This is a genomic window from Microbacterium memoriense (genome assembly GCF_025398275.1).
GTDB lineage: Bacteria > Actinomycetota > Actinomycetes > Actinomycetales > Microbacteriaceae > Microbacterium > Microbacterium memoriense.
Window position 1 is genome coordinate 1 of the sequence record NZ_JAODOR010000015.1, and the last position, 16,551, is coordinate 16,551.

General features: G+C 65.9%; 15 protein-coding genes and 3 tRNA genes. 15 read left to right on the forward strand and 3 right to left on the reverse strand.

The features are described 5' to 3' along the window. Positions 1-789 (forward strand): tyrosine-type recombinase/integrase (locus N4R40_RS12350; RefSeq protein ID WP_261607686.1); only part of this gene is annotated, 789 nt, incomplete at its 5' end. On the opposite strand, the gene N4R40_RS12355 is transcribed toward N4R40_RS12350, so the two are convergent. Beyond that, the gene (locus N4R40_RS12355; protein ID WP_261607687.1) at positions 786-1,274 is read right to left on the reverse strand and encodes a YajQ family cyclic di-GMP-binding protein; all 489 of its coding nucleotides are present in this window, start codon (positions 1,272-1,274) and stop codon (positions 786-788) included. The genes N4R40_RS12350 and N4R40_RS12355 overlap by 4 nt on opposite strands. A 48-nt stretch (positions 1,275-1,322) precedes the next feature. Further along, entirely contained in the window at positions 1,323-2,669 is a 1,347-nt protein-coding gene (locus N4R40_RS12360) for an HNH endonuclease signature motif containing protein (RefSeq protein ID WP_261607688.1), read from the reverse strand. 194 nt (positions 2,670-2,863) lie between these two features. On the opposite strand from N4R40_RS12360, the gene N4R40_RS12365 reads away from it, so the two are divergent. The 4 genes from N4R40_RS12365 to N4R40_RS12380 all read left to right on the forward strand — a co-directional run bounded on the left by N4R40_RS12365 (position 2,864) and on the right by N4R40_RS12380 (position 5,367). Continuing rightward, positions 2,864-3,739 carry a bile acid:sodium symporter family protein gene (locus N4R40_RS12365; RefSeq protein ID WP_261607689.1) on the forward strand — a complete coding sequence of 292 codons (876 nt, stop codon included), beginning with the start codon at positions 2,864-2,866 and terminating at the stop codon, positions 3,737-3,739. A 9-nt stretch (positions 3,740-3,748) separates the two neighbouring features. Further along, on the forward strand, positions 3,749-4,234 hold the full coding sequence (locus tag N4R40_RS12370) for an FBP domain-containing protein (protein WP_261607690.1): 486 nt from the start codon (positions 3,749-3,751) through the stop codon (positions 4,232-4,234). A gap of 88 nt (positions 4,235-4,322) precedes the next feature. Further along, positions 4,323-4,407: transfer RNA gene (locus N4R40_RS12375), tRNA-Tyr, on the forward strand. A 96-nt stretch (positions 4,408-4,503) separates the two neighbouring features. Then, positions 4,504-5,367, forward strand: coding sequence for a hypothetical protein (locus N4R40_RS12380; RefSeq protein WP_261607691.1), 864 nt, complete (start codon positions 4,504-4,506; stop codon positions 5,365-5,367). 67 nt (positions 5,368-5,434) lie between these two features. On the opposite strand, the gene N4R40_RS12385 is transcribed toward N4R40_RS12380, so the two are convergent. After that, positions 5,435-6,988, reverse strand: a complete 1,554-nt coding sequence (locus N4R40_RS12385; protein WP_261607692.1) for a phytoene desaturase family protein — start codon at positions 6,986-6,988, stop codon at positions 5,435-5,437. Positions 6,989-7,019: 31 nt separating this feature from the next. On the opposite strand from N4R40_RS12385, the gene N4R40_RS12390 reads away from it, so the two are divergent. The 10 genes from N4R40_RS12390 to N4R40_RS12435 all read left to right on the forward strand — a co-directional run bounded on the left by N4R40_RS12390 (position 7,020) and on the right by N4R40_RS12435 (position 16,149). Next, positions 7,020-7,802 carry an inositol monophosphatase family protein gene (locus N4R40_RS12390; RefSeq protein ID WP_261607693.1) on the forward strand — a complete coding sequence of 261 codons (783 nt, stop codon included), beginning with the start codon at positions 7,020-7,022 and terminating at the stop codon, positions 7,800-7,802. 138 nt (positions 7,803-7,940) lie between these two features. Continuing rightward, positions 7,941-9,056, forward strand: coding sequence for a M23 family metallopeptidase (locus N4R40_RS12395; protein WP_261607694.1), 1,116 nt, complete (start codon positions 7,941-7,943; stop codon positions 9,054-9,056). A gap of 62 nt (positions 9,057-9,118) precedes the next feature. Then, a tRNA-Thr gene (locus N4R40_RS12400) sits at positions 9,119-9,190 on the forward strand. A 35-nt stretch (positions 9,191-9,225) separates the two neighbouring features. Further along, a tRNA-Met gene (locus N4R40_RS12405) sits at positions 9,226-9,302 on the forward strand. Between the two features lie 256 nt (positions 9,303-9,558). Then, entirely contained in the window at positions 9,559-11,286 is a 1,728-nt protein-coding gene (locus N4R40_RS12410) for an ABC transporter ATP-binding protein (RefSeq protein ID WP_261607695.1), read from the forward strand. Next, a complete protein-coding gene (locus tag N4R40_RS12415) occupies positions 11,283-13,337 on the forward strand; it encodes an ABC transporter ATP-binding protein (RefSeq protein ID WP_261607696.1) in 2,055 nt (684 codons plus the stop codon). The genes N4R40_RS12410 and N4R40_RS12415 overlap by 4 nt, the downstream gene beginning before the upstream one ends. Continuing rightward, positions 13,334-14,119 (forward strand): sulfite exporter TauE/SafE family protein, encoded by a 786-nt coding sequence (locus N4R40_RS12420; RefSeq protein WP_261607697.1) that lies wholly within the window; start codon positions 13,334-13,336, stop codon positions 14,117-14,119. The genes N4R40_RS12415 and N4R40_RS12420 overlap by 4 nt, the downstream gene beginning before the upstream one ends. Before the next feature lie 22 nt (positions 14,120-14,141). Then, the gene (locus tag N4R40_RS12425; protein ID WP_261607698.1) at positions 14,142-14,591 is read left to right on the forward strand and encodes a MaoC family dehydratase N-terminal domain-containing protein; all 450 of its coding nucleotides are present in this window, start codon (positions 14,142-14,144) and stop codon (positions 14,589-14,591) included. Further along, positions 14,588-14,995, forward strand: a complete 408-nt coding sequence (locus N4R40_RS12430; protein WP_261607699.1) for a MaoC/PaaZ C-terminal domain-containing protein — start codon at positions 14,588-14,590, stop codon at positions 14,993-14,995. The genes N4R40_RS12425 and N4R40_RS12430 overlap by 4 nt, the downstream gene beginning before the upstream one ends. Positions 14,996-15,000: 5 nt before the next feature. After that, complete coding sequence (locus N4R40_RS12435; RefSeq protein WP_261607700.1) at positions 15,001-16,149, forward strand: UDP-N-acetylmuramate dehydrogenase; 1,149 nt, start codon at positions 15,001-15,003, stop codon at positions 16,147-16,149. Positions 16,150-16,551 lie beyond the last annotated feature (402 nt).

Below are 16,551 nucleotides of genomic sequence, written 5' to 3' on the forward strand. Positions count from 1 at the left end.
AGCTGGTGGGAATCAAATAGCGCGAGTCTCCATCAGACCCAGGGCGCTTCATTCCGCGCAGCCGTCGCCGATCGGCTTGTGCCGACCAGCCCAGCGGTCGGTGTGAAGCCGCCGCGGCTTCGCCGAGCCGAGTCCTCGATGCGCATACTCACCATCGACCAAATCAGAAGTGTCATGGCGGTCGCCGGGGACTTCCGTGTCTTCGTCGAAGTCTGCCTGTACGCGGGTCTCCGTCTCGGCGAGGCCGCGGGCCTCCAGCTCGGTGACGTCAACTTCCTGGGGCGCTCGATGTCGATCGCGCGTCAGGTCCAGGGCGCCACGCACAAGTCGGCGCACCTGGTGGCGCCGAAGTACGGAAGCGAGCGCACGGTCTTTGTTCCGGCAGAGCTCACGTCCTCGTTGGCTGCGCACGTTGCTCGGATGCAGCTCGAGGAGTTGGACGAGCAGATGTTCCGCACAGAGCTGGGTCGACTGTGGAATCGCAACAATGCGAGCGCAGAGTGGCGCCGCATTCGTTCGGAGGCAGGTCTGTCAGACGAATTCACGCTGCACGCCTTGCGCCACACCTTCGCATCAAACCTGATCGCATCCGGTTGTGACGTCGTCACTGTTCAGCGTGCGCTCGGCCATGCGCAGCCGTCGATCACTCTCAACGTTTACAGCCATTTATGGCCATCTGCCGAAGATCGCACGCGTTCTGCAACAGCTGCCTTCATGCTCGTCGTGGCAGATTCTGCGGACTCGCTGCGGACTGGGAGTGGAAAAGCCCAGGTCAACAGCGTGCCTTAGCGGTAGTTGACGAACTGCAGATCGAGATCGAGGTCGGCCGACTTCAGGAGGCGCTGGACCTCCTGCAGGTCGTCGCGCGACTTCGACTGCACGCGGAGCTCGTCGCCCTGGATTTGAGACTTGACCGACTTGGGGCCCTCGTCGCGCAGGATCTTGCTGATCTTCTTGGCGTTCTCCGACGAGATCCCCTCTTTGAGGGTCGACGTGATGCGGTATTCCTTCGATCCGACTACGGGGTCGCCGGTCTCGAGGCTCTTCAGCGAGATGCCGCGCTTGATGAGCTTGGACTGGAAAACATCAAGGACAGCCTTGGCTCGCTCTTCGCTGTTGGCTTTGATGACGATGGCGTCCCCGCTCCAGGTGATGTCGGCATCCGTGCCCTTGAAGTCGTAGCGCTGCTCGACCTCTTTACGCGCCTGATTGAGCGCGTTGTCGGCCTCCTGGCGGTCGATCTTGGAGACGATGTCGAACGAAGAATCAGCCATGCGCCCAATTTACTCGACGGATGCTCCGCATTGCGCGGCGTCTGGCGATCAAAAAGGCGGAGTGTCTGCCGGATCGGTCGGCGCAGCGAGGAACCGAGCCCACCGTGGTCGGCCAGCGACGGCGACCACGACGGGAGGTGCATTGTTTCGATATCTTCGCTTCGTCGGCGAGATGAACTCGAGCGTGCCGCCGCCGAGGTGCGTGACCTGCCACAGCGATGCGTGCTTGAGCGTGTGATGGTGTCGACACAAGAGCTCGAGGTTTCCGGCGCACGTCGGCCCGCCGTCCTCGAACGGGATGGTGTGGTCGGCGTCGCAACGCTGAGCGCGGCGGCGGCAGCCCGGCCATCGGCAGCGTTGATCGCGCGCATTGAGGAGACGGCGAAAACGTGTGGTCGACCGGTAGGCGTCGATTCGTAGCGGCTCTTGGGCGACGGGATGGATCATGACCCGTTGCCAGCACCGTGCTCCCGCAGCGAGAGCTCGCGCGGTGGTGGCATCGATCGGACTCTCGCCGTCGAGGAGGGCGGGCTCGTCGTCTAGCCCGGCGAGCGTCAGGATGGGGATGGTTACCTGCACCGTCGCGCGGATCGCGCCGAGGTCCGTGTCGGCGTCGGCCGTCGGTGCGCCCGTCAGCATCAGGTCGCACATGATGTCGGCGCGCCGTTGATCGAGGGTGCGCGCGTCGGGTTCATCCGCTGGCTGGCCGCCGGGGTCGTCAGGCTCGGCAGGGGCGTTGTCGGCGTCACGCTGCGCGACGCCCATCGCCGTCAACCGGTCGAAGATTCCGTGCACGAGCGTCGCGGGTGCGTCCAGCAGAAGGCGGGACATTCCTTCCTCGATGTCGAAGGCTCGTACGCGGCGTTCCGCCAACGCCCGGGAGCGGGCTTGTTCGGTGATGTCCGGCTGCAGCCGCGCCGCGATGATGCGCGCGTAGTGACGCGTTGCCGGCGCCGTTTCGGCCTCGGCGATCGGCAGGATCAGCCGCTCGTACTCTTCTCGGTTCGGCTGACTGAGCGGTGCACCGCCATCGATGATGGCCGATGCATGTCGATCGTCGATGCGGCCAGCGCGGAGAGCCGCGAGCGTCGCGGTGTAGGTGTGCGTGAGGGCGGCGCCGTCACCCAGCCACGCCGAGATGGTCCGCTCTCCCACGCGGAGTGCAGTCGCAAGTTCCGCGGTCACTTCGCGTAGCGGGATCGTGTCGCCAATTTCGCGTCCCGGACGAGCAGCATCGCGCTGCGCGACGCGCGCCGCAACGAGATCGAGGGCATCCGCGCAGAACTCGGCCCGCTCCGCCAACAATCGCGCCATCTCGGCGCGATTGGACTCGGCGCGCGTGACGAGCGCAGAAAGCTCGACCCAGTGCGGGTCGACGAGGGTCGAATCTTCCATGGCAGTCCTGACGTCGATCATTCAACGTCCGGTTGCTCTGCCGGCTCATCCTTGCGGTCGCGTGAATGGTGCGGCCGCCATCCCCAGTATAGAACATAAAGACGATACAGGGAAGAGGTTGATAGGATAAATGTTCGATAAGCTCCGGCCCTGATATCCCCGCGCGCGGGCGCGACGTGCGGCACACTGAGCGCATGGGATCAGCGTTGACCACCATCGGATTGCCCGTCGCCCTCGGCATCATCATGTTCGGACTGGGCCTCAGCCTCACTCTGGCGGATTTCGCGCGCGTCGCGCGGCATCCGAAAGCGGTGATCATCGCCCTCGCGTGCCAACTCGTCCTGCTGCCGGTGATCTGCTTCGGGCTGGTGCTCGTCTTCCAACTCCCGCCGGTCCTCGCGGTCGGCATGATGATGCTCGCGGCGTCACCGGGAGGGACGACCGCGAATCTCTACAGCCACCTCTTCCGCGGCGACGTCGCGTTGAACATCTCGCTGACCGCGATCAACTCGGTCGTCGCCGTCGTGACGCTGCCGATCATCACGAATCTGGCTATTGCCTACTTCCGACCGTTCGATGACGAACTCGGCATGCAGTGGTCGAAAACGGTCGAGGTCTTCGCAATCGTGCTGCTCCCGGTCATCGCGGGCATGATCGTCCGTCGACTGTGGCCCCGCTTCGCCGACAGCATGGACCGTCCGGTCCGCATCATCTCGGTCATCGTTCTCGTCGTCGTGATCGCCGGCGCGGTCGCGTCGAACTGGGCGCTATTGGTAGAGAACGCGGCTGGACTTGCAGCCATCACCGTCCTCTTCTGTCTGATCTCGCTGTCTGTCGGATATCTCGTTCCGCGCGTATTCCGCGTCGAGCAGCGGCAGGCGATCGCCTCGTCGTTCGAGATCGGCATCCACAATGCCACCCTCGCGATCGTGATCGCCCAGACGGTGATGGGCTCGGTCGAACTCAGCCTGCCGGCCGCGGTCTACGGGGTGCTGATGTTCTTCGTGGCTTTCGGGTTCGGTTTCCTCCTGCGAGCGCGGGCGGGGACCGGGGCGAACGCAGCTTCGTAGACTGGCCGGATGCAGCCGCTCACCGAGGACCACGTGCGCTCGGCACTGGTGAATGCGACCGCCGACGAGCGGGCACGCCTCGCCGTACCGATGTCCTTCGTCCTGGCAGACTGGGACCACCTCGACTTCCTGGCGTGGCCGGATCCGACCAACCGCGGACGTGGCTACATCGTGATCGAGCAGGACGGTGCGGCGATCGGAGTCGTCGTGCGCGCCGCGAGCGGCGCTCGCTCGCACGCCGCGATGTGCAACATGTGTCACACGATGCAACCGGGGAACCAGGTCGCGCTGTTCACGGCGCGACGAGTGGGGGATGCCGGGGACCGCGGCGCCAGCGTCGGCACCTACATGTGTGCCGATCTCGGCTGCCATGAGAACGTCCGATTGGCCGCACCGTTGGCGCCGAGCGAGATCCGGGCGAGCGTCGACCGTCGTATCGACGGGACCCGGAGACGCGTCGAGAGCTTCGTGGGACGGGTTACCGGCACGGAGTAGCGCCGTTGGTTTTCAGCACGGCGCGCGGACGGGTAAGATAGTTGATCGCGCCTCCGATCGACTGGAAAAGCCGGGCGGATGCGCACCTGGCGAGTTACCCAAGCGGCCAAAGGGATCTGATTGTAACTCAGCTGTCATCGACTTCGGGGGTTCGAATCCCTCACTCGCCACCATTCGATTGAAGCGCCCCCTCGTGGGGCGCTTCGTCGTTTCTACCGGGGTTGCGTGTCAGGATGGGGCCACATGCCGCACCGGAGGAGGACCCCACCATGACCGAACAGACCGCTTCGCCACCGAGCAACAGAATCATGCGGGCGGCCCTGTGGGTGGCGATCGGTGCACTCATCGCGGCAGCGATCGTGTGTGTCATCTGGGTGCTGATCGGCGATGCCAACGGCATGGTCGGCAAGGCGTTCCTCACGATCCTGCTTCTGGCCGGTTTCGCCGGGGTCGCGATCGCCGAGGCGAACATGGCCCCGCGCCGACCGGACTGGCTCACCCTGACGAGCATGATCACGTGGGTGGCGATCCTGCTGATCGGTGCCTTCCTGATCTGGATGCCGGACCCCACCGACTACTACTACGGATTCGGCGGCGACCGCTTCTTCCGCTTCATCCTGATCGCCCTGGTTTTGCAAGGCGCACTCCTGCACGTGCGGCTCTATCTGAAAGCCCACCAGCGTTACGAGACGACCTTCACCACGATCGTCACCTACGTCACGATCGGTCTGGTCGCGATCCTCGCCGTCATGCTGGTGCTGCCGTTGCTCCTGTCGCAGGAGGTGAACTTCCGTCCGATCTACTGGCGGGTCGTGGTCGCCCTTGCGATCCTCGCTGCGGTCGGCACCGCGCTCGTGCCGCTCGTGAACGCGTTGTTCGCGCCCAAGAAGCCTCGCCCCGACGCGCCGGTCGCCTACGCGGCTCCCGCCCCGGTGGCGCAGTGGCCGACCTACGCCGACGGCGTGACCCCGTTGCCGGTCCTCCCGGACGGAGTCACCCCCGATTGGAACGCCTACTACACGGGACAGCCCACCTACGCGGCGCCCGAGAAGGCCATCGACGCACCGCGCTCCGGGTACGAGGGCTTCCCGCCGCCGCCGCCCCTCCCGCCGCGCACGGCTGATCCCGTATAACGGGCCACGTCTGTCGCCGCCCGCCCAGGATGGCGACACAACGTGCCCGCAAGGCGCCGCTGTAGCGTCAGCCGAGGAGTTCCAGCGCGGCCATCGCGGCGTTGTGGCCCCCGATGCCGCTCACTGCGCCACCACGGCGTGCACCGGACCCGCACAGCAGGATGCGGTCGTGTGCGGACGCGACACCCCAGCGCTGCGCGGGCGTGTCGAGTGGTTCCTCATCGGTCGCCCACGGCCACGACAGGTCGCCGTGGAAGATGTCGCCGCCGACCATCCCGAGCGACTCCTCGAGATCCGCGGTCGTGCGGGCCTCGATACAGGGGGAACCGTCCGGAGCTTCGAAGACGCAATCGGCGATCGGTTCCGCCAACACCGAGTCCAGAGACGATTGTGCGGCGGCCAGAAGCTCATCGCGATGCGCCGTGGGGTCGGCATCCCGCCCCAAGCGGTGCGGCACCTGCAACCCGAAGAGCGTGAGCGTCTGCGCGCTGGATGCCTGCAGTTCGTCCCCCAGGATCGACGGATCGGTGAGGGAATGGCAGTAGATCTCCGCCGGCAGCGGGGAGGGGATGCTGCCACCCACGGCCGCATCGTGGGCGGCGTCGAGCTGCGACAGCGTCTCGTTCACGTGGAAGGTGCCGGCGAAGGCCGCCTCGGGGGAGACCGTCTCATCGCGCAGTCGAGGGAGCCGGTGCACCAGCATGTTGACCTTCAGCTGCGCACCCTCGGGTGCGGGACCATCACCCTCACCCAGGAGGCGACTCAGCAGAGCAGGGCCCACGCCGCTGAGCACGAGTCGCCCGTGCAGCGTCTGACCGCCCTCGAGCGTGACCTCACCGTCGGGGGTGATCGCCGTGACAGCGGCGCCCGTGCGCACCTCAGCACCGGATGTGCGCGCAGCGCGTTCGAGCTCGCCGGAGACGTGGCCCATGCCGCCGACCGGGACGTCCCAGTCGCCGGTGCCCCCACCGATCACGTGGTAGAGGAAGCACCTGTTCTGACGCAGTGACGGGTCATCTGCGTGCGAGAACGTTCCGATCAACCCATCCGTCAGGGCGATGCCCCGCGCGATATCGGACTCGAGCCCGGCCCGCAACAGGGCACCGAGCGGACGCGTCGTGACGGCATCCCATAGTGCGACGTCGGTGACCCGCGTGCGCACGTCGCCGGCGCGTTGCAGGGGAGCGGTGACCGTGGGGAAGAGCTCCGCCGCGAGGGGCAGCGTCCGATCGGTGAATGCCGCGAACCGCTCGGCCTCACGGGGATCTCCGACCGTCCGGACGAAGCTCGCAGTCGTGGCCGACGCATCGCCGTTGTCGATGAGGATGCCGCGGCTCGGGTCCGTGGGATCTGGAGTGTACGACGAGTAACGGCGGCGGCGCAGATCGATCCGCAGATCCAGATCGTCGATGATCTTCCGGGGCAGCAAGCTGACGAGATACGAGTAGCGCGAGAGCCGGGCATCCACCCCCGCCCACGGCCGTTCCGACACGGCTGCGCCGCCGACGTGACCGAGGCGCTCCAGGACGATCACGCGCTTGCCGGCGCGGGCGAGATACGCGGCGCAGACCAGGGCATTGTGTCCGCCGCCGACGATCACGGCATCGTAGATCTCGCTCATGCCCCCACGGTAGTGCGCGTAGCGTGGAGGCATGCAGGAGCTTCTGGAACTCGCCGAAACCATCGCCCGCGAGGCGGGGGAACTTGCTCGTATCCGCCGCCAGGTCGGGGTGACGATCGCGGCATCGAAGTCGTCGCTCGCGGACATCGTCACCGAGGCCGATCGCGAAGTCGAGGCTCTCATTCGTGAGCGGCTCGCGCAGGCCCGGCCGGGCGACGGCTTCTTCGGCGAGGAGTCCGGCGCCGAGCGGGGAACCTCGGGGGTGACGTGGATCGTCGACCCGATCGACGGCACGGTCAACTACTCCTACGGCATTCCGCACTACGCCGTCAGCATTGCCGCGGTCACCGGAGAGCCCACGCCAGACGAATGGATGCCGGAGGTCGGTGTCGTCCACAACCCCGCGACGGGTGAAACCTTCACGGGGGTTCGAGGGCAGGGGGCCTGGCTGGGGAAAATGCGACTGCACGTGTCGACGCCGTCGCCCGCCGGGGCACTCCTGGCAACCGGATTCGGCTACGACCCGGCGCAGCACGAGGGCGACCTCGCGCGCGTCCGCGCCGTCATGCCGTTCGCGCGCGACTTGCGGCGCGCCGGCGCCGCGTCACTCGATCTCGCCTATGTTGCGGCGGGCCGCCTCGACGGCTATTTCGAGAAGAACTTGCAACCCTGGGATCACGCGGCCGGCGGCGTGCTGGTCACGGAAGCCGGTGGTGTCATCGGTGGTGAGCCCGCAGGACGGCCTGGTCGCGAGATGGTGATTGCCGCCGGTCGGGAGACATTCGACCGGATACACGCGGCGATATACCGCTGACCGTTCATCGCATTCTCAGATTGCCCCCTGTAGTGTTTACCCGATCGTTATCTTTGCCACCCGAACGGCAGATGGTGATCTGAAGCCCCCCGAGTACTTCCCCGCTCCTTTCGGAGCGGCCTGACGAGAGCCTGCGATTTGACGCTCGACGCCCCCTTGGCTGACGCCGCGCTCACGCGCCGCGACGGCCGCCGACCCTCCGCGCTCACGGCGCCGGCGGCGTCGGGTGTCTTGACGCGTGCAGAGTATCGCCGGTTGGCTGCTGCGGCATCCGAAGAGATCGCTCCGGAAATCACCCCCGCCGCGGATCTTCCCGCGGACTCGGCGTTCACGCCGACCGCCGAGCCCGAGTGCCTGGTCGACGAGTTCGAGTTCGCTGCACGGCTCTTCGCCTTCACCGGCGAGACCCCGATCCAGGCGTCCCGAGTCGAAGACGACGAGGTGCCCGTACCCGTCGCAGCGATCGACGTTCACCTCGTCCGCCGCAAGACGCGCCACCGCGCCGGGGCGATCGCCAAGCGGCTCGCCGCCGCATCCTTCTCGATCGGCGTCATGACCGTGGTCGGACTCCTCGCTGTGGGCACGACGACCCCCGCGGCCGCTGTCGCCTCGGCGAGCGACGTCGCCGCCGACCTCACCGCCTCCGCCTCGGCGACCAAGATCGCGCCGGAGGAGATCCAGGCCTTCATCGCCTCGTCGGATGCCGGCGCCACGGACCTCGACCGCACGGAGTCGTACGACGTCGCCTCCATGGTCGATGTCGCCGCAGATTCGGGCGTCACGCTGTTCGCCGGCACGTGGGTCAACAACTCCGACGCGCTGATCCAATGGCCGTTCCCGGTCGGTGTGCCCGTGTCGGCCTCGTACGGTTCGACAACGTACCTTTCGCAGTTCGCGTCGCCGCATCGCGGCGTCGACCTGACGCCGGGCGCCGGCGCCGAGGTCCACGCAGTCGCCGCGGGCACCGTCCGCATCGCCACCGAGGCGGGCGCGGACTACGGCGTCACGGTGTTGATCGACCACATCATCGACGGCCAGCTCGTCTCCACCCGCTACGGTCACATGCAGTACGGCTCGCTGAGTGTCGTTCAGGGCGACACCGTCGCCGCCGGAGAGGTCATCGGCAAGGTCGGTCAGACCGGCAAAGCTACGGGTCCGCATCTGCACCTCGAGGTGTTGCTGGGCGGAACGACGCACGTCGACCCCATGCCGTGGCTGTACGAGCACACGACCGGGTCGCACACGGTCGGCTGAGCGGTTTTTTCCGATGCTCCGGCTCTGATAAACTCTTCTAGTTGCCCGTGCGCGGGCAGTTCGCCCCGATAGCTCAGTGGTAGAGCACTTCCATGGTAAGGAAGGGGTCGTCAGTTCAATCCTGACTCGGGGCTCGCAGCATCCACATCTCGCCGTGTGGATGCGGCGTGGCAGGGTAGCTCAGCTGGTCAGAGCGCACGACTCATAATCGTGAGGTCGCGGGTTCAAGCCCCGCTCCTGCTACCACGAAAAATCCTCGGTTTCGACCGGGGGTTTTGCGGTTTCCGGGAGAATCCATCCTTGCCGATGTCGCCGCACCGTTCCGGGTGACCGTGACGTGTCCCGGCCATCCCGCCGACCCGACGAGCGCGCATCGCCGTTCGTACGACGGCACCTGGACCGTGGCGGTGCCCGTCCGGGCGTGAAACCCGTCGGTCGCGTGCGAGTCGGCGGTCAGCGTTAGCATGGACCGTCCCTCTCCTCGCAGCAACGGAGTACGCGCATGCTCGGAAAGCTCCTCGTCCGCTATCTGGGCGCGTACAAGTGGTGGCTCCTCGGGGTACTGGTCTTTCAGTTCATCTCGGCGATGGCCTCGCTGTATCTCCCGCGTCTGAACGCGGACATCATTGACAAGGGTGTCGCCGCGGGCGACACCGCCTTCATCTGGTCGACCGGCGTCATGATGCTGACGATCTCGCTCGGCCAGATCACCGCTGCGATCATCGCGACGTACTTCGCGGCCCGTGCGGCGATGAGCGCCGGGCGCGACATCCGGCTGGACGTCTATGAGAAGGTGAGCGCCTTCTCGGAGCGTGAGGTCTCGACCTTCGGCCCCGGATCGCTGATCACGCGCAACACGAACGACGTGCAGCAGGTGCAGATGCTCGCCATGATGGGCGCCACCATGCTCGTCACCGCGCCGATGCTCGCGATCGGCGGCATCATCATGGCGCTCCAGCAGGACGTCGGACTCAGTTGGCTCATCGGCGTCTCCGTCCCGATCCTGCTGGTGCTGGTCGCCATCATCATCAGCCGGATGGTTCCGCTGTTCCGCAGCTTCCAGACGAAGCTCGACGCGATCAACCGCATCTTGCGCGAGCAGCTGACCGGGGTGCGCGTCGTCCGCGCCTTCGTGCGCGAAGACATCGAGGAGCAGCGTTTTGCCGGCGCCAACCACGACATCATGGTCGTCGGGCGCAAAGTCGGCTCTTTGTTCGTGCTGATGTTCCCGCTCGCCATGCTGGTGCTCAACGTCACCGTGGTGGGCGTCATCTGGTTCGGCGGCATCCAAGTCAACGAGGGTTCCATCGAGATCGGCACCCTCTTCGCCTTCATGCAGTACATCGGTCAAATCCTGATGGGCGTCTTGATGGCGACCTTCATGACCATCATGATTCCGCGGGCGGCGGTGTCGGCCGAACGCATCGGCGAGGTGCTCGAGAGCGAATCGACCCTCACCCGGTCCGAGAGCGCGACGCGCGAGTTTCCGACACTGGGGACCGTCGTGTTCGACGACGTCGCGTTCACCTACCCCGGGGCTGAATCGCCCGTGCTGCACGGCATCAGCTTCGAGGCGAAGCCTGGTGAGACGGTCGCGATCGTCGGGTCGACCGGCGCCGGCAAGACGACGCTCATCTCCCTCATCCCGCGCCTGTTCGATGTCACCGGCGGATCCGTCCGCGTCGGAGGAGTCGACGTGCGCGAAGCCGACCTCGACCATCTCTGGACGAGCATCGGTCTGGTCCCGCAACGTCCGTTCCTGTTCACCGGAACCGTGGCCTCGAACCTGCGCTTCGGTCGTGAAGAGGCCACCGACGACGACCTGTGGGCGGCGCTGGACATCGCCCAGGGGCGCGACTTCGTCGAGGAGATGGAGGGGAAGCTCGAAGCGCGCATCTCACAGGGCGGAACGAACGTTTCGGGAGGCCAGCGTCAGCGGCTTGCCATCGCCCGCGCGATCGTGCACCAGCCCGACATCCTGGTTTTCGACGATTCGTTCTCCGCGCTCGACCTCACGACCGATGCACGATTGCGACAAGCGCTGTGGCGAGAGTTGCCCGAGGTCACCAAGATCGTTGTGGCGCAGCGAGTCTCGACCGTCACGGAAGCCGACCGCATCGTGGTCCTCGAGGACGGTCAGATGGTCGGCCTGGGAACGCACGAAGAGCTCTTGACAACCAGCGAGACCTACCGAGAAATCGTCGAATCGCAGCTGGGGGTAGAAGCGTGAGTACTCCCGATGTCATCAGCGAGGACGAGCGCCTCGAGATCGAGCTTGCCGAGCAGGCTCGTCAGAACTCCGGCGATTGGGACAGCGTCGCACCCGGTAAGGCGGCGAACTTCGGCAAGAGTTTCGGCCGCCTCGTCGGGCTCCTGAAGCCGCACGCGGTCGCCTTCACCCTGGTGTCGATTCTCGGCGCCATCGGCGTCGTCCTCGCTGTCATTGCGCCGAAGGTGCTCGGCAACGCGACGAACATCATCTTCGAAGGGGTCACGTCTCTCGGTCTGATGGGTCAGTTCCCGGCCGGTACATCGCAAAGCGACGTCGTCAGCGCGTTGAACAGCGCCGGACAAACCGACATGGCGAACTTGATCGGCGCAATGGACGACTTCGTCGTCGGTGCGGGTGTGAACTTCGACGCGTTGAGCCGCGTCATCGTCACGGTCCTCGCCATTTACGTCGCGTCCTCGGTGCTCACCTGGCTCCAGGGCTATGTCATCAACATCATCATGGTGCGCACGATGTATCGGCTGCGTGAATCGGTTGAGCGCAAGATCAACCGATTGCCGCTGTCGTACTTCGACAAAGTTCAGCGCGGCGAGCTCATTTCGCGGGTGACCAATGACATCGACAACATCACGCAGACGATGCAGCAGTCGCTCTCGACCGTCGTCACCTCTGTGCTCACGGTCATCGGTGTGCTGTTCATGATGTTCACCATCTCCTGGCAGCTGGCGCTCGTCGCACTCGTCTCGCTCCCGCTCATGGCGGTCATCTTCGGCATCATCGGGCCGAAGTCCCAAAAGGCGTTCGGTATCCAGTGGCGCAAGGTCGGACGACTCAACGCGCGCGTCGAGGAATCGTTCTCCGGCCACGCTCTCGTCAAGGTCTACGGACGCGAGAAGGACTCCCTGGAGAAGTTCCAGGAGGAGAACGAGGAGCTCTACCAGGCGGCCTTCAAGGCGCAGTTCCTGTCCGGCATGATCATGCCGGGAATGACCTTCATCGGAAACCTCACCTACGTCGGCATCGCCGTCCTCGGTGGTCTGATGGTCGCTAGCGGAAACCTCCGCCTCGGCGACGTGCAGGCATTCATCCAGTACTCGCAGCAGTTCACCCAGCCGCTGTCGGAGCTCGGCGGAATGGCCGCGGTCATCCAGTCCGGCACGGCGTCGGCAGAGCGTGTCTTCGAGCTTCTCGATGCCGACGAGCAAGAACCGGATGCCGAGGACGCGCCGGAGGCGGTCGACGGCAAGGGCGTCATCGAGTTCCAGAACGTCAAGTTCGCCTATTCGCCGGACCGGCCGCTGATCACCGACCTGTCGTTCCGCGTCGAGCCGGGGCAGACGGTCGCGATCGTCGGCCCCACGGGCGCCGGCAAGACGACGATGGTCAACCTGATCATGCGCTTCTACGAGCTGGACGGCGGACGCATCCTTCTCGACGGCCAGGACATCGCCGAACTCAGCCGGGACGACGTGCGCTCGCGTACCGGCATGGTGCTCCAAGACCCGTGGCTGTTCGCCGGGTCGATTCGGGAGAACATCCGCTACGGCCGGGAGTCGGCGACCGACGACGAGATCGTGGCGGCCGCGACGGCGACCCGAGTGGACCGGTTCGTCCACTCACTCCCCGACGGCTACGACACCATCCTCGATGAGGATGCCTCCAACGTCTCGGCGGGAGAGAAGCAGCTCATCACGATCGCCCGTGCGTTCGTTGCCCGACCCTCGGTGCTGATCCTCGACGAGGCGACGTCGTCCGTCGACACCCGCACGGAGTTGCTGCTGCAGCACGCGATGGCGGCGCTCCGCGAAGGACGCACGTCGTTCGTCATCGCGCACCGCCTGTCGACCATTCGTGACGCAGATCTCATCCTCGTGATGGAGCATGGTGACATTGTCGAGAAGGGGTCGCACGACGAGCTCATCGCGGCGGAAGGGGCCTACTGGCGCCTCTACCAGTCGCAATTCGAGCACGCATCCACCGAGGTCAGCCCGCCGCAAGACGACTACTCTCCGGAAGAGTCGGGCGTGGCTGCGGCGGAGGAGACCGCGTGAGCGGGCGCCGCTCGCCACGCTTCATCCTTTCGTGCGTGGGGATTGGCCTTGCTGCAGGGTTGTTGTCTGGCCTGTTCGGCGTCGGTGGCGGCACGGTCATCGTGCCGATGCTCGTCCTGCTTCTCGCTTTCGATCAGCGCCGCGCAGCCGGCACCTCGCTCGCCGCCATCATCCCGACCGCGGCGGTCGGCGTGATCTCCTACGCGGTGCACGACTCCGTCGCCTGGATCCCGGCGCTCATCCTCGCCCTCGGCGCCGTCGTCGGTGCCCAGGGGGGCACGTGGCTTCTCGCGCGCGTGCCGCAGAACGCCCTTCGCTGGGGCTTCGTCGGATTCCTCGTGGTCGTGATCGTGATGCTCTTCATCGTCGTCCCGTCGCGTGACGCCGAACTGCTGCTGACGTGGAGGAGCGCGCTGGGACTGCTCGCTCTGGGGGTCATCACCGGAGTCTTGGCCGGTCTGTTGGGCGTCGGCGGCGGTGTCGTGGTCGTCCCCGCGCTGATGTTCCTCTTCGGCACGAGCGACCTGATCGCCAAGGGCACCTCGCTGCTGATGATGATCCCGACCGCGATCTCCGGGACGATCGGCAACATCCGACGTCACAACGTCGACCTGCTCTCCGCGGCGCTCGTCGGTGTGTCCGCCTGCACGACGACGGCCCTCGGCGCGTGGATCGCCACGCTCCTGAACCCCCTCACGGCCAACATCCTGTTCGCGGCGTTCCTCGCTTTCATCGCGGGGCAGATGGCGCTGCGTGCGATCCGGGCCCAGCGCGGACGCTGAGCAGCCTCGGTAGGATCGAAGCGTGTCCGTGAATACTGAGCTGGTGGGTCGTGCGTTCGCGCCGACCGAGCCCTACCTGGTCGGTCGTGAGAAAGTGCGCGAGTTCTCGCGGGCTGTCTTCGCCGACGATCCGCAACACGTCGACCCGACCGCAGCGCGCGCGATGGGTTACCCCGACGTCGTCGCGCCGCCGACGTTCGCGATGGTGATCCAAGACCTCACGCTGCAGCAACTGCTGGCAGCGCCGGATTCGGGCATCGCGTTGGAGCGCACGGTCCACGCGGAGCAGCGCTTCCGCTACACACGGCCGATCGTCGCCGGGGACGAGCTCGTCGCACAGTTGCAGATCACGAACGTCCGGCCGTTCGGGAAAGGCGCCATGGTCACCAGCGTCTCGGAGATCACGGATGCCGCCGGCGCCCACGTCGTCACCGCCACGTCTATTTTGCTGATCGGGGGCGAAGTCGCATGACCGTGCTGACTGTCGGCGACGTGATCGCCGAACGTACCGTCCACCTCACGCGGGAAGCACTCGTGCGTTACGCCGGCGCATCCGGGGACTTCAATCCGATCCACTATCGCGACGACGTCGCCACCGAGGTCGGTCTGCCGGGTGTCCTCGCGCACGGCATGCTCACGATGGGCGTGGCTGTCGAGACGCTCGTTCCGTGGCTCGGCGACGCTGGCCGCATCCTCGAGTACGGAGTGAGGTTCACCCGTCCGGTCGTCGTCGATGCCCGAGAGGGTGCCGATCTCACCGTCTCAGCGAAGATCGGTGCGCTCGAAGAAGGCGTCGCGCGGATCGATCTGACGGTGACGTTCGGCGAAACGACCGTTCTCGGCAAGGCGCAGGTGCGTGTGCGCCTGGACGAGTGAGCGTGATGACATCGGTCGCGCGTGAGATCACGCCTCGTCCGCTCTCGGAGCTGACGACTCTCCGCGCGGGTGGTGCACCTGCACGGATGCTGGAGGCCTCGACGCGCGACGAACTCATCGCGGCGATGACTCAGATCTGGGCAGACGGAGAGCCATGGCTGGTCGTCGGCGGCGGATCGAACCTCCTGGTCGGGGACGATGAGTTCGAGGGAACCGTTGTCCTCGTGCGCAATCGCGGCATCGAGAGGGTGCCCGCAGAACGTGACGGTGTGGTGCGACTTCGCATCCAAGCCGGACATGACTGGGACGACCTGGTCGCCTACACCGTCGCGGAAGGTCTTCGCGGCATCGAAGCGATGTCCGGCATTCCCGGTACGGCCGGCGCCGCGCCGATCCAGAACATCGGTGCCTACGGCCAAGAGATCATCGAGACGCTGGTCGAGGTCGAGCTGCTCGATGAGGCGACAGGCGAGCTTGAGACCGTCTCGGCGGCTGAGCTCGAACTGGGCTTTCGCACCTCGGTGCTGAAAGCTCACTACGGCGTCGGCGCGCGGCGGAGCGGCGTCATCGTCTCCATCACGCTGGAGCTGACCGATGTGGGCCACGGTGCGATCCCGGTTCGCGGTGCACAATTGCGTCAGGCCCTCGGCTTGACCGCGGATGCCGAGGTTTCCCTCGAGTGGATCCGCGAGACCGTGCGGACAACGCGTGCCCGCAAAGGCATGGTGCTCGACGAGAACGATCCGGACACCTTCAGCGCCGGATCGTTCTTCCAGAATGCGGTGGTGTCGGCCTCCTTCGCCCGCACGTTGCCGGACGCGTGCCCCCGGTGGCCGCTGAGCGTCGAGGTGGACTCGGTACAGGTGATCCCACTCGAGTCGTATGACGGACTCGTCGTGCCGCCGACTTCCACACAGCCCGACGTCAAGGTCAGTGCCGCGTGGCTCATCGAGAACGCCGGTCTCCGTAAGGGATTCAAACTGCCCCGATCGCGCGCCGCGCTGTCGACCAAGCACGCGCTCGCGCTGACGAACCGGGGCGGCGCGACAGCGGGCGAACTGGCCGAGCTCGCCCGCTACATCCAGCAGCGCGTGCAATCCGAATACGGCCTGCTGCTGCAGCCCGAGCCCGTCCTCATCGGCGTCGATCTCTAGCGGCGTCGCGCGGGCAGAGACGCGACACGCCCGGGCGGCCCACCGGATTTGGCAGGCACGTGGGCGCCGCGTAATGTTCTTGTTGTTCGCCCCAAAGGGGAGAGCGGAGAGGCTAAGAGCCCCGCAACCCTCAAGCAGTGAACATGCCCCACCAACTATCAAATCCTCACCTGAGGGTGTGCTAGGGTAGGGAGTCCGGTTCGAGAGAGCCAGGTCAGGGACCACTGGTCGACGAAAGTCGAACGAAGCGCCGATCTGCCGACATCGAACGGACAAAAGAGAAGTTGCCCTGCGGGCGAGGCTGAGAGGCTGAGCAGTGGGAGCGTCCGATCCTTGAGAACTCAACAGCGTGCACTTGTCAAATGCCAAATAACCTCAACCTCATTTCGGTGGGGTGAGATT